The 13,578-nt window shown below is 48.9% G+C and carries 14 protein-coding genes and 1 riboswitch; of the genes, 3 read left to right on the top strand and 11 right to left on the bottom strand.

Annotated elements, in window-relative coordinates:
• The first annotated feature begins 47 nt into the window (after positions 1-47).
• On the top strand, positions 48-980 hold the full coding sequence (locus B9D94_RS14730; RefSeq protein WP_148247355.1) for an L-lactate dehydrogenase: 933 nt from the start codon (positions 48-50) through the stop codon (positions 978-980).
• 84 nt (positions 981-1,064) lie between these two features.
• Here B9D94_RS14730 and B9D94_RS14735 read toward each other — a convergent pair whose 3' ends face one another.
• Positions 1,065-1,652, bottom strand: a complete 588-nt coding sequence (locus tag B9D94_RS14735) for a LysE family transporter (RefSeq protein ID WP_063479506.1) — start codon at positions 1,650-1,652, stop codon at positions 1,065-1,067.
• 130 nt (positions 1,653-1,782) lie between these two features.
• On the opposite strand from B9D94_RS14735, the gene B9D94_RS14740 reads away from it, so the two are divergent.
• Complete coding sequence (locus tag B9D94_RS14740) at positions 1,783-2,337, top strand: helix-turn-helix domain-containing protein (RefSeq protein ID WP_172963950.1); 555 nt, start codon at positions 1,783-1,785, stop codon at positions 2,335-2,337.
• 77 nt (positions 2,338-2,414) lie between these two features.
• Here the strand turns inward: B9D94_RS14740 and B9D94_RS14745 are convergent, their stop codons facing one another.
• The 10 genes from B9D94_RS14745 to B9D94_RS14785 all read right to left on the bottom strand — a co-directional run bounded on the left by B9D94_RS14745 (position 2,415) and on the right by B9D94_RS14785 (position 11,370).
• Positions 2,415-3,191 (bottom strand): ABC transporter permease, encoded by a 777-nt coding sequence (locus B9D94_RS14745; protein ID WP_148247356.1) that lies wholly within the window; start codon positions 3,189-3,191, stop codon positions 2,415-2,417.
• An 18-nt stretch (positions 3,192-3,209) separates the two neighbouring features.
• Complete coding sequence (locus B9D94_RS14750; protein WP_148247357.1) at positions 3,210-3,986, bottom strand: ABC transporter ATP-binding protein; 777 nt, start codon at positions 3,984-3,986, stop codon at positions 3,210-3,212.
• Between the two features lie 13 nt (positions 3,987-3,999).
• Positions 4,000-5,016 (bottom strand): ABC transporter substrate-binding protein, encoded by a 1,017-nt coding sequence (locus B9D94_RS14755; RefSeq protein ID WP_148247358.1) that lies wholly within the window; start codon positions 5,014-5,016, stop codon positions 4,000-4,002.
• The gene (locus B9D94_RS14760) at positions 5,009-6,463 is read right to left on the bottom strand and encodes an aryl-sulfate sulfotransferase (RefSeq protein WP_148247359.1); all 1,455 of its coding nucleotides are present in this window, start codon (positions 6,461-6,463) and stop codon (positions 5,009-5,011) included. The genes B9D94_RS14755 and B9D94_RS14760 overlap by 8 nt, the downstream gene beginning before the upstream one ends.
• Before the next feature lie 36 nt (positions 6,464-6,499).
• On the bottom strand, positions 6,500-7,042 hold the full coding sequence (locus B9D94_RS14765; RefSeq protein ID WP_063479501.1) for a MarR family winged helix-turn-helix transcriptional regulator: 543 nt from the start codon (positions 7,040-7,042) through the stop codon (positions 6,500-6,502).
• 451 nt (positions 7,043-7,493) lie between these two features.
• On the bottom strand, positions 7,494-8,657 hold the full coding sequence (locus B9D94_RS14770) for an MFS transporter (RefSeq protein ID WP_063479500.1): 1,164 nt from the start codon (positions 8,655-8,657) through the stop codon (positions 7,494-7,496).
• A 73-nt stretch (positions 8,658-8,730) separates the two neighbouring features.
• Positions 8,731-8,830, bottom strand: a riboswitch (purine riboswitch).
• 49 nt (positions 8,831-8,879) lie between these two features.
• A complete protein-coding gene (locus B9D94_RS14775) occupies positions 8,880-9,293 on the bottom strand; it encodes a VOC family protein (protein ID WP_006210760.1) in 414 nt (137 codons plus the stop codon).
• Between the two features lie 118 nt (positions 9,294-9,411).
• The gene (locus tag B9D94_RS31500; protein WP_228029974.1) at positions 9,412-9,756 is read right to left on the bottom strand and encodes a helix-turn-helix transcriptional regulator; all 345 of its coding nucleotides are present in this window, start codon (positions 9,754-9,756) and stop codon (positions 9,412-9,414) included.
• Between the two features lie 10 nt (positions 9,757-9,766).
• On the bottom strand, positions 9,767-10,063 hold the full coding sequence (locus B9D94_RS31505; protein WP_228029973.1) for a DUF6597 domain-containing transcriptional factor: 297 nt from the start codon (positions 10,061-10,063) through the stop codon (positions 9,767-9,769).
• A 62-nt stretch (positions 10,064-10,125) separates the two neighbouring features.
• On the bottom strand, positions 10,126-11,370 hold the full coding sequence (locus B9D94_RS14785) for an aminotransferase class I/II-fold pyridoxal phosphate-dependent enzyme (RefSeq protein WP_148247360.1): 1,245 nt from the start codon (positions 11,368-11,370) through the stop codon (positions 10,126-10,128).
• A gap of 333 nt (positions 11,371-11,703) precedes the next feature.
• On the opposite strand from B9D94_RS14785, the gene B9D94_RS14790 reads away from it, so the two are divergent.
• The gene (locus B9D94_RS14790) at positions 11,704-13,536 is read left to right on the top strand and encodes a glycoside hydrolase family 30 beta sandwich domain-containing protein (RefSeq protein WP_148247361.1); all 1,833 of its coding nucleotides are present in this window, start codon (positions 11,704-11,706) and stop codon (positions 13,534-13,536) included.
• Positions 13,537-13,578 lie beyond the last annotated feature (42 nt).

The raw sequence follows: 13,578 nt of genomic DNA on the forward strand, positions 1-13,578 counted from the left end.
GCAAATTCAAAGGTTTCATTAATTGATGACAAGGGAGAAGATGCACTATGGCACAAAATGAAACTCAGCGACCGTCTCGTGTGGTTATTATCGGGACAGGAGCGGTTGGAGCAACGACTGCGTATACCTTGTTCTTACGAGAGAGAGTATCTGAGCTGGTGTTGATCGATGCGAATCACGATAAAGCGCTTGGTGAAGCCTTGGATATGAACCATGGTCTCCCCTTTGCAGGAGGAGTTAAGCTGTGGGCTGGAGATTACAGCGATTGCAAGGATGCAGATATCATTGTCATTGCAGCAGGCTCCAACCAAAGACCCGGCGAGACACGGATTGATCTGCTGAAGCGAAATACGGCCATATTTGACGATATTATTCAGAACATCGTGAAATACAATGACCACGGCATCATTCTTGTAGCTACCAACCCGGTGGATATTCTGTCTTACGTTACTTTGAAAAAGAGCGGTTTCCCTGTAAATCGGGTTATCGGTTCGGGTACGCTTCTGGATAGCGCCAGATTCCGCTATTTGATCGGACAGAACAAAGGAATTAATCCGCGCAGCATTCACGCCCATATTGTCGGAGAACATGGCGATTCCGAGCTGCCGCTGTGGAGCATTGCCAACATAGCCGGTATCGGCATTGATTTGTCAGATGATGAAAGAGATGATATTTTTGACCGGACCAAGAATGCTGCCTATGAAATCATCAATGCAAAAGGCTCTACCTCTTATGCAATCGCGTTAGCGCTTGACCGGATCATCGTCTCCATACTGCAAAATGAAGGGTCGGTGCTTAATGTGTCGACACTGCTCACCGATTATCACGGCGTGTCTGACGTATACCTGGGCGTGCCTTGTGTGGTTGACCGCACAGGGGTAAGGGAAATTCTCAATCTTGAGTTCAATGACGAGGAGCTCACCCAATTTCACGCTTCCGCTCATAAGCTGAAGGAACAGATCTCCAAAATCTTTGAATAACGCCCAAGGCTTAGCGGATCCGTGATCCGTAAAGCCTTTTTTTCGTCCAGCACAGGGATAATATCATGGTCACTGAGGACAAAATCAGCTCACCGTAAAGACAGAAAAGGCGCTATAAATGAGAAGCAGCCCCATAAGTATATTGAATGGGCGTTCATATCGGGACAAAAGGCTCTGAAACAGCGAACCGCATAATGCCCAGGTCATGTTAGCGCAGAGGCCGACCAGCGTGAGTATCACCGAGAATAATGCCAGATGGGCATGCGATGAATAGAAAGGAATAACGAATGTTGAAATCGCCGTAATTCCGTATAAAATGACCTTGGGATTGATGAACTGGAAGATGAATCCGAAGAAAAAGCTGTTGAAGCCCTCCTCCTTATCGCCCCGCTCCTGTGGTTGGCTGCGTATGATTTTTACGGCCAGATAGAGCATATACAGACATCCAATGATATTCATTACGAATTGGATCTTCGGGATGAATTGATATAATACCAGATTGAAATAACTGGAGAGCAGCATAATGACCAAACATCCGGCAGCTACCCCACCTATAAATTGCAGCGTTTTTCTAAAACCATGATTTCGTGCGTTGGTCATTGAAATGATGTTGTTGGGACCTGGCGTGAATGAAGCGACAATCGCATAAGTCAACAGCGGAACGATAAACAAACTACCCACCCCTTTCTTGTATGTGTGTATGATATAATGTAATGAAATGTACGTTATAACGTCCGTACGCTATGATTATACATTAAGTATGTTATAACGCACAATATGTATACGAAGGTGGTTGATGACGTTGAAACCCATTCATCTTATATTGGCTCATAATTTGAAGAGTCTCAGAGAGCAAAGAAAGCTGAGTCTGGATAAAGTCGCGGAACTGACCGGAATCAGCAAGACCATGCTGGGGCAGATTGAACGCGGCGAATCCAGTCCCTCCATCACAACCGTATGGAAGATTGCGAACGGGCTGAAGCTTTCATTCACTTCCCTGATCCATGAACCCTACTCGAATACAGTCGTGGTATCAAGGGATGATGTGCAGGCACTAATAGAAGATAATGGAAGGATTCGGATTTATCCGCATTTCCCTTTTGAGGACGGACGGCGCTTTGAGATGTATTCCCTCGAAATGGACAAGGGCGGTTATCTTACCGCCGAGTCCCATATCGAGGGTACTGAGGAGTTTATCACCGTATTCCAAGGAGAACTTACGGTGCGCATCGATAACCAAGAATATACAGTGGGCCATGGTGAAGCGATTCGATTCACAGCAGACAAGCCCCATGTTTACCACAATTCCGGCGATTCCATGAATCGCTTGAGCATGGTTATCCATTATCCCAAGTAACAGTGAGTGTGAATTTCATAAACGCAAAACGCACCCTCTGATAGAGGGTGCGTTACGTTGTATATGAAGCCATCTCTTCACCGTCGCAATGAATTTGCGCTGACTACGCCGTATCGGGACAATAGCTTTCGGCCCAGCAATCCGACAGCACGATCTGTCAGGAATCCCATGAATCCGAGGCAGATCAGCCCGACAAAGATCCAGTCCGTACGGAAGAACAAACGTGAATTCCAGATCAGATAACCCACTCCTTCATTGGAAGCAATCATCTCTGCTCCGATAATGGCCATGAACGATGTTCCCATCGCAAGCCGAATGCCGGTGAACATGTACGGTACCGTTGCAGGTATGATCACATGAAGCACAATCTGCCACTCCGAAGCACCCATGCTGCGGGCGGACCTTATCTTATCCTCTTCCACTGACAAGACTCCGGTCAACGTGTTCAGGACCACAATGAAGAAGGTCGCATACAGAATAAGCATGACTTTGGATGTCTCCCCAATCCCGAACCAGACCAGGAACAAAGTGATGAATGCGATGGGAGGAATGAACCGGATAAAATTAAGAAACGGTTCCGCAAAGACCCGAATCGTCCCAACCTTCCCGATAACAAGTCCAGCCGGGATCGCGATCAGACTCCCAAGCGTCCACCCGAGCAGCACCCGGTATGAACTGATTCCGATGTACTGTAACAAGGTGCCATCCATCAATAGTTCGTATCCGCCTTTCGCAGTATAGGTCGGTCCCGGCAGAATTTCGGGTCCGTACACAAGGGACAGCAGCTGCCATATCCCAAGTCCGGCCATCCAGAACAGGATGTGCAGCAACCCTTTTTTTAGTCTGTTGCTCATGTGGTCTTCACCTTCTCTCTACTCATCAAAGTGCGATTGGATTTGGTTGTACAGCGTATGAAAGCCGGGATCTGACAAGTCTCTCGGGTAGGCAAGCGGCACCTCGTAGATGTCCGTTATTCGGGAGGATGGACCCGCTGACATGATGCCGATTCGTCCCCCCATCAGAAGCGCCTCCTGGATATCATGCGTCACGAAGATAACGGTTTTGTCCGTGTCTTGCCATATCCGCACCAATTCCCGCTGCATCGTTCGCCTTGTCATGGCATCCAATGCACCGAAGGGTTCATCCATGAGCAGAATTGCGGGATCATTGGATAGTACCCGAGCGAGTTGAACACGCTGTTTCATCCCGCCCGACAGCTCTCTTGGATACTTGCTCTCATGGCCTGAAAGCCCCACCAGCGAGATGAATTGATTGGATATTTCCTCTCTCTTCGCCACAGGAATTCGTTTCATGCGGAGACCAAATTCCACATTTTCTCTAACGGTAAGCCATGGAAACAACGAAGAATCTGCCTGCTGGAATACAACCGCGCGGTCTTGGCCCGGGCGCTCCACCTCCTTCTCCCCCACTCTCACTTGACCGGAGGTCTTGGATACGAAGCCCGCAATCAGACTGAGCAGCGTTGACTTTCCACATCCGCTCGGACCCAGCAGAACAAAGAATTCTCCGCCCTTTACCGCCAGATTGACATTTTGGATAATATAATGCAAATCACCGGCTGTGGGCTGTGCGTAGCTCTTATTCAACTGTTCGATATGGATTTCATTCTGACTTGACACGGCTCTCATCGCCTTCATCTCCTTACTTTAAATCGATTACACGTTCCGGGAATGCTTCTCTTACCAAATCCAAATTCAATTTATCGTTCAGCTCAAAATCTTGCTCGATCATCCCGTTAGCTACCATATAATCCTTCTGGCCCTGTAATCCTGCATAGGCCTTATCCGTAAATCCAAGCTTCCATGGATTCTTTGGCAGATCCTTGAAGGTGGCTTCTCTCGGCTGCTTGACTTCCTCATACATGATGTCGGCGGTTTCCTCAGGATGGGCCTGGGCATAAATCGATGCTTCATCCAGCGCCTTCAGAAACTGGACGAAAACTTCCCTATGGCCCTCCAGCAGCTCGTTTGAAGCGATCAGTCCTGTTCCGAGCCGTACCGGGGTCTTCGACATATCCGACAGCTCTTTCGCTTCCGCAAGTGCGCCAAACTTCTCGTTCAGCACTGCACCGTATACCCAAGCCGCGTCAATCTCACCTTTTTTGAGCGCTACGTAGGCTTCGTCAAACCCTCCTTGTCCGATTAACTCCACATCGGACAGGGCAACCCCGTTTTCCCCAAGGTAAACGTCCCATAGATAAGGCACGAACGTCCCCCTGGAGAAGCTTAGCTTTTTACCCTTAAGGTCAGCTGCACTGCCGATTTCTTTACGAACGAACAGCTTCCATTCATTTGCACTCAGATCCGTCGCTGTCCCGGATGAAGCGAATATCGAGTAATCGCCTTTGCTGACAGCATTCAGAAGTGGAAAATCAGCTCCGAATGCCACGTCCACCTGCTTGATGAATAAGGAGTTAACGCCTTCTGCCGGCGTGGCGAAGTTTACCAGTTCCGCATCAATTCCATGCTTCTCGAAGATCCCTTTGTTTTTTGCCACCCGAAATACGGTATTTGTGGAGATATCGGCGATTTTCAGTTTGAGGCGGCTTCCTTGCTGATCGCCTGAGGCGTTTCCGCAAGCACCAAGTACGCTGGTGGCGAGAATTGTACCCAGCAGCAGAACACACCAACGCTTCCAAATATGTCGGCTACTATTCATCGCGATCCCTTTCTTTCTGCACGACTTCATCCGTTCGGGCTACGCAAAGCGCGCCTTCACCATACGAGATCGTACCTTCAACCTCCACACTGGTTACGGCACCTCTGGGCGCCGCGCCCGGAAGGCGGTAATCGGCAACATCGATCGGCACGAGTTCCGTTTCCACAGGCAAATCGAGCTGAGGCACCCATTCATATGGAACCCGGTAAGCGCGATAGACCATGTTGGAGTTGCGGCTGTTCTTATAAGGAGAGATATATTCCCACACCAGCTCAAATTCTCTTGTCACTTCGAATATCCGACCGTCTGCGCCTTCGGTTATCAATGTGTTGCCATTCGGAAGCCGCTGGGCCGAACTGATATAGGGGCTGTAGAAGCGATAAGAATCGAGCGGAGCCTGAAAGCCGGCCTCTGTTGGTGTATACTGCCATTCAATCTCCAAAGTGACCGGGTTAATCTCCAGAATGCGGGAATGGTCGCGACGGGCGATTTTCAACCCATCCTCCGATTCGGGGTTTGGCCGTCCATACCCGCCCCAGCCGCCGTTGTCGAAGATCAGGATGTTGCCTTCTCCCGGAAGGCCCTTCGGAATGAGATGGGCATGATGCTGGCCGATGATCCAGCCGATATGCTTGGTTTCCGCGGTTGAATAGTCGGGGCCAAGCCTCCACACGATATTCCCGGTGCTTTTATCAATGATGGCAATGATATTGCTCTCCCGTGCGTCCCAGATGATATTGTCGGGATGGAACCGTTCGTCTCCTGTGTCATAGAACTTGTTAGGGCCGAGCACCGAGGCTGAATTGATGTGCATCCAGTCCCCTGCGTGGGCACCGAAGCCACGGGTATTGGGATCATGGGATAATGCCAGCTTGGCATCCTCATCAAATCCGAGCTCATGGAAGTGGTCGCTGACCGCCCACTCCCAGATTACGTTTCCTTCCCAATCCACTTCGATAATCGTGTCATCGAGCAGCTCAATATCGGATATATCGGGACGCTTCACATTTTTATGTGCCAGAATAAGGGTGCTACCGGAATCCACCTTCGGTTCTTGCCCCGGAACATAATAACCGACGGGATTCCCCTCACGCTGGTAGTCATGATGCTGGCGAGCCATCCACTGAGCCGGATGTCCCGGGTCCTCTATGTATTCATAGTGATCAAACTTCCAGACGATATTGCCGTCCCAGTCCACCTGCACGAGATTGGTCTCATCCTGAAATCCGTATTTCGGATCACGCTCGGATGTGCTGCCAAGAACATAGCCTCCCGGGAACAACTTATTCGGAAACCCCCGTAGTCCTTTCCACAAATGAACCTCCCTGCCATTCATGTCGATTAATAGCGCACCTGTCTCCGCCGCTTGATAGATCGTGTAACCGCTCCATGCCTTCGCAGGGTTATATACCGTTGTGCCTGTTGGATAAATCGTCGGATGTCCCATCGTTCTCTACTCCCTTTCGTTGATTAATGAATAGATTCAATAAGAGATAAATTTGTTCGTACGCTTCGGATGGCTTACGTTTGTCTGTGAAATGTCTGCGAATGACTTATCAGCTGAATGGGTCTGCCCGAGTACGGAGACCGCAAATCCTTCCAGACGATCATTCAGCTGTTTAAAAAAAGCGATTTGATCGCTTAACTCCTCTTGCGAGAACGCCCCAAAAATGACTTCAATCATATACCCGCCCATGTTTTCGTTACGCTTCAGCATCTCTCTTCCCGCATCCGTGATGGCAAGCGCAATCGATCTCCGGTCGGTCTGGCTCCGCCTTCTAACCGCAAAGCCGCCAGCCTCGAGTTTGTCACATAAAGCCGTGACCGCCCCGGATGTGAAATCCAGCTGTTCGGCTAACTCGCCCAGTCTCTGTTCCCCATCACGATGTATCGTATTTAGAATCAACAGGCCAGGTAACGAAATGCCTTCCACTGATATTTTGTCGCGCTCCTTCACGAATCTGCGAACCATCCTGCGAAAATGCCAATCGGCTTCCTCCAGCAATGCCCAATCCTTCTCTTCCATGCCGCTCCTCTCCCGGGTCATACACCTCCGTATGCCAACCTATCAGCCTATGGGTTTGTTCTCACTACAACCTGGTGTGGTCGTTATGAATATACAGAAAGGCCCCTATTTACGCTTCTCGCTGCAATCACGAAAAACAGTAAACAGGAGCCTTTGGTGGACCAATCGGCTGATCATATTGTTTAATACTGAGATAATGAACAATCATTTAATGATGGCTAAATGAAATTGCTTGTCGCTTAGATTAAACCAATTAATGACACCTGTCAAGTAGGGATTAATTTTAAAAAAGAGAGGACTTGCTGTTTAAGCGCCCTCTCAGTCAGAATTCGTTCGATTATCTCGATAACAAGCAATGGTTAAATAGGCACCTGCTTTTTTTGGAGCGAGGATGTTAAAAAACAGCTGCCATGATGACAACTGCTTTGATAATAATCAATTACATCATAGACTATTTGCCAGCCTTCAGTGCCAGCGCAGGTCTTGTTAAGGAATAGACAGCACAGACCAATGCCACTATAACGACTCCTCCGCCTACCCAAGCCGTGCTGGCAACCGAGCCGCCCTGTTCCAATACGAGCCCTCCGATTGCTGATCCCATCGCGATTCCGATTTGCAGCGCGGAATTGTTGAAGCTCTGCTGAATATCGGACGAAGCGGGATCGACTTGAATCAGGTAATTTTGCAGTGGCGGAGCCAGGCTCCAGCTTAATGCGCCCCATACCATCATCACGACTAAAAATACACCAATCGAGAACGTTGAGAAGGGCAGCAGGAACAGCACCAGGATAAAAGAAGTGATAATAATCACGATACTCTTGTGTGATCCGATCCGATCGGCAAGTGCGCCTCCGAACGCCCCGCCTCCAACGGCCGACAGTCCGAACAGGAAGTAACAGATACTGATCCAGTACGGAGTCAAGCCGAGTTCCGATTCGAGAAATGGCGTAAAATAAGCGTAAATGGTGTAATGCCCTGCCAGCATAAACAAGGTCGCCAGATGGGCACCAGCGATTTTGGACTTGCCCAGCGCTTTGATCTGCTGAGACAACGGTATTACATTTTCAGGCTTGATCCGATCCAGGAACATATAGATCAGCACCATGGAACCGATGGACAGAATGCCGATGCCAAGGAACAATACTCTCCATCCAAAAGCTTCACTGATTAAAATACCGAGCGGCACCCCGAGCACCAATGACGAGCTAATCCCCATATAGATAACGCCCAGTGCTTTTGCCCGGTGTGCGGGTTCAACGACTTTAGCTGTAATCGTAAGCGATAAGACGATGATAAGAGCAGTACTCATAGCAGTTAATATTCTGGCACCCATCAGCAGCACAAAGTTCGGGCTCACGTACGCCAGCAAGTTACCGACGAAGAACACAAATAAGGAAATGATATAGAGCCGTTTGCGTTCCACCTTTGCCGTAAGTGCAAGGAGAACCGGTCCCGAAATCGCATAGACCAATGCGAATACCGTAATCAATTGCCCTGCCGTGCCAAGCGAAATGTTTAAATCATCTGCAATCAGCGGCAGAATTCCGCCAACAATAAGTTCTACCAATCCTACGGATATGGTTGAAATCGCTAGAATTAATACTTTCAGATTCATCTGGAATGAAATCCCCTTTCTTCGAAGTCATATTTGCTTATAGTCAACCAAAAAAAATAAATCCCGATTACAAAAAATGAGATACATTTTCTGTAATCAGGATTTTACGGTTCCTGGTAGAGACCCTCAGACCATATTAATGAGGTTATACATTCAAATTCAAATATTCAGTTCCGTTGCGCAACAATCGATGATTAATTTATCATATCCCTTACAACATAGTCAAGCCCAATTAGGATTCCAGCAAACCTCCCAGAGATGTCCGTCCGGATCGAGAAAATGACCGGAGTATCCTCCCCAGAATGTGTCTTGTGCCGGCACGGTAATCGCAGCTCCCGCCCTTTTGGCTTGCTCCATCACCTCATCCACTTCTTCCTTGCTGCCCACATTGTGTCCGATGGTTAACTCTGAGGAACTCACAGGAGACAAAGGAACATTCGCTTCAATCGACAGGTCTTTGCGATTCCATATCGCCAGCTTCACGCCCGCCTGCAGGTCAAAGAACGCTACCGCTCCATGCTCAAATTCAGTCCCCATGATCCCTTCGGTCGGAAGACCGAGCCCATCCCGATAAAACTTTAGTGAGCGCTCAAGATCATCAACGCCAAGTGTCAATACGGATATGCTTGCTCTCATTTTGCATGACCTCCTGTACATCATTATTATAACCTCTTATTCATTTTCGTTGATTTAGGCAATAAAGGATTGTAAAAAACGGACATCCTTGAAGCTTTCACACCTTCATTTCTATCCCTTAGGGCATAAATGCCTGTTTTGGTGACATGCCGTATAAACGCTTGAAGCTGTTAATAAAATGAGGCTGATCATAGTAGCCGTATTGTGCAGCGATTTCGGGAAACCGGGTGGGTTTGGTCCGGCGCATCTCCTGCAGCAAATTTTGAAATCGAATAATATCCGTCATTTCCTTCGGACTGACTCCCAGTTCCTTCTGGAACGTTCTTCGTATGTTTCTCTCGCTATAATTAAGCTTGTCGGCCAAGTCATGAATCGTCATTCTTCCTCTTGCCGCGTACAAATACTGCATGCCATGCTTCAGCAGCGGCTCGGAACGGACATGATTCAGTCTGATGACGTTCAATAAAAACGTTTCAATCAGTTCGATCCTGCGTAAGTATTATAGCTTCATAACCGGACATCAGACCGGCAATAAATCCAGAGGTTGAGGCTTCCAGCAACTTCAGATTAAATATAATATCTACGCAACCATCCGGAAGAATACGATGAAGACGATGATGTTGAAACGGTAAAACTTCATAATGCATTGTCCAATAACAGGCCACATAAGGAGTCAATGGCCAGCTTGGCAGGTATTCCTGATAGGTATAAGAAGAATCAGCAGATCGATTCTCCAGCGTCGGTGCTTGTACAGGGACATAGTTCCGCATGTGCTCACCCTTTAATCAATGGATTAGCTAATTAACCCGTATGACTTTTTACTCTAGGTCCTTTACGTGGAGGGACTCGCATGCTCCCTAATAAACTTCCCGATCCGCTGTGCTGCTTCCTGCAGGGCTGCCTCTTCCTGGACAAGTGCTATCCGCACATAACCCTCGCCTTCGCTGCCAAAGGCATCTCCCGGGATAACCGCTACCCCGGTTGCAAGCAGCAGCTCGCGGGCGAAACGCCGTGAGCTCCATGGCGCCGATGAATTGCGGAACCCCTCTGGGAGCCGAGCCCATAGAAACATCGTGGCTTCCGGCTTCGGTACGTTCCATCCTGCTTCGGCCAGTGAGGCTACCAGGATGTCGCGGCGCTGCTGATACAATGATGCCACGCCATCCTCCTCTTCGCTATATGCCATTGCCTGTTCCAACGCATAAACAGCTGCGGCCTGAATCGGCTTGAATATGCCAAAATCAATGTTGCTTTTTAACTCCCGGAGTGCTCCAACCGCATCTGCGTTCCCCGCAACGAATCCGATGCGGCAGCCGGCCATGTTAAAGCTTTTTGAGAAGGAATGGAATTCAACCGCAATCTCCCGGGCGCCTGGAACCTGGAGAACGCTAACAGGACGGTAACCGTCAAAGCCCATTTCAGAATAAGCAAGATCATGCACCACGAGCACGTTCCATTTTTTCGCCAAGCCCACCAATTTTGCAAAAAAAGCCAGATCCGCCCGCACCGCTATCGGATTCCCCGGAAAATTCAACAAAATAAAAGTCGCTTTTGTCCAAATCTCCTCGGGGATGTCATCCAGATCGGGCAGAAATTCGTTCTCTTCCTTCAACGGAAGATACCAAGGCGTTACACCCGCAATCGCAAGGGCTCCCGTATAGATCGGATATCCCGGATTCGGCACAATCGCAATATCTCCAGGATTACATACAGCTTGAGCCAGGTGCGATAATCCATCCTGAGAACCCATTAAAGACAGAAGTTCGGTCTCTGGATCGACTTCCACGCCAAATCGGTGCTTCATCCATGCTGCTGATTGTCCGCGGAACTCCGCGCTTCCTCTTGTACCCGGATATGTATAGTTCTCTTCTTTCAGCGCCTCCTGGCTCAGCGACTCACGAATTTCAACTGAAGGACCAAGATCAGGGCTGCCAATGCTCAAATCGATAATATGTCGTCCTGACTGAAGCGCCTCCAGCCTCCACTCGCTAACCTCTGAGAATATGGAAGAACCCAGCTGTGAGAGTTTGTCCGCACGCCATGATCGCTCCGATGTATGTTTATTCAAGGTTTCCACCTACTCCGTTTTTTCCTCATATTATAGCATGAACCCCATCAGTCTCGAATACCTGCCTGGGGCTGCAGTGGGGCGTTTGCTGTAGGTGTATTTGCCGTAACGTCACGTTGTCATAGGCTGGATCAAGAACATTGATAGGCATAAAACATCTGGAGTTAAAGCTTCATAATGGAATCCAGCATACCCAAGACCATATATCATCGTAAAAACAAATACCTTTTCGAAAAAATGATACACTAAAAACGTTTTAATTCGATGGTAAACTAATCCAAAGAAAGGAGGAATTGTACTTTTGCAAACGCTTAATCCAAATGAATTGAAGGGGGTTTGGTCATGTTAAAGTTCAAGTTGAATATGAAAAAGCCGCTGCTCTTTCTATCCATGCTGTCCGTAATATGGAGCGGCTCGGCCCTGAGTTCTCTGCCGATTAAGGCGGCGGGACCATCGGTTGAGGTCTGGATGACTCGCGATAATCTTAGCACTGCTTTGCAAAGGCAGGGCGATATCGTCTTCCAGCAGGACAGTCCCGGTAATCAGCGAACCATTGATGTGAATGACTTTTTGAAATATCAGCAAATGGATGGTTTCGGTGCCTCCATGACCGACTCATCCGCATGGCTGATCAGCCATCAGCTGTCGGATTCGAAACGTGCCGAGGTCATGGAGCGATTATTCGGTCAGAGCGGCATCGGACTCAGCATGCTGCGCCAAACGATTGGCGCTTCGGATTTCAACTGGGAAATGTACAGCTATGCAGATACAGCCTGGGACTGGAACCTGAACAATTTCAGCATTAACCGCGACAAACCTTACATCATTCCCATGGTCAAAGCAGCCCTGACGAAAAACCCACAGATTAAGGTGATGGCTTCTCCTTGGAGTGCGCCGGGCTGGATGAAATCCACCGGTTCCATGATAGGCGGCTATCTGAACCATGATTCTTACGAGGTATACGCACAGTACCTTCGTAGATTCATTCAAAGCTACCAGTCGGAGGGCATTCCGATTTATGCCATAACGCCTCAGAATGAACCGTTGTTTAACGGTTCGAACGAATATCCGACCATGTATATGTCGGTGGATGATCAAACTAAATTCATCCGCGATCATCTGGGGCCTGCCCTTCGCGGCAGCGGTTTACAGACCAAAATCATCGCTTATGACCATAACTATGATCAATATGCGTATCCGCGGGACGTCCTGAATAACGCGGCCGCCGCCTCTTATATTGCCGGCAGCGCTTTCCACCATTACGGCGGGGATGTCACTGCCATGACGACGCTTCATAACCTGCATCCGAACAAGGATATCTGGTTTACCGAGGGAGGCTTCGGCTCATGGAATGACGGCTTTAAGAACCAGATCCGGGAGATGATTAACGTTACCCGGAACTGGTCCAAATCGTACATTTTGTGGAACATTGCGCTGGATCATAATAACGGCCCTTCCCTGCTCTCCAACAGCATTAACTATGGTATGCTGCGAATTCGTTCGGATGCGCAAGATCAAGTCACTTATAACAATCAATATTATGCGATGGGACACTTAAGTAAATTTGTCGTACCTGGAGCATACAGAGTGGATACCAATACGTATGCTAACAGCCTGGATAATGTCGCTTTTCAAAATCCGGACGGGTCCAAAGTGCTCGTAGTCGCGAACTCCGAGAATCAGAACCAGACCTTCAAGGCCCGATGGGGCAATCAATCATTCACCTACACCATTCCCGCTGGTTCTGCTCTGACATTCAAGTGGTACGGGGAGACAACCCGGGACGTGATATCGTTAAAAGCATCGGCTAACGGCAAATTCGTCGCTGCTGAGGACGGGGGCAACAGTCCCTTGATCGCCAATCGCGATGCTGTGGGCGGTGCGTGGGAATCCTTTGAACGAATCAATCTGGGCATCGGAAATTATGCGTTTAAATCCATGGCCAACGGACGGTTTGTTGCTGCAGAGAACGCGGGGGCCTCGCCATTAATCGCTCGAAGCGGCTCCATCGGGACATGGGAAACGTTCCAGGTTGCCAGCGTTAGCGGCGGCGTTACCTTGCGAGCTGCTGCGAATAGCCAATTTGTCAGCGCGGATAATGCCGGGGCTTCTCCCCTCATTGCCAATCGGAGCACCGCATCGGGATGGGAAACCTTCCAGATCAGTGTTCATTAATGTATGATCCAAAAAAGCGTACACCGCCTCACAAGGGGTGTA

This window comes from Paenibacillus sp. Cedars, from assembly GCF_003184205.1.
Lineage (GTDB): Bacteria > Bacillota > Bacilli > Paenibacillales > Paenibacillaceae > Paenibacillus_AQ > Paenibacillus_AQ glucanolyticus.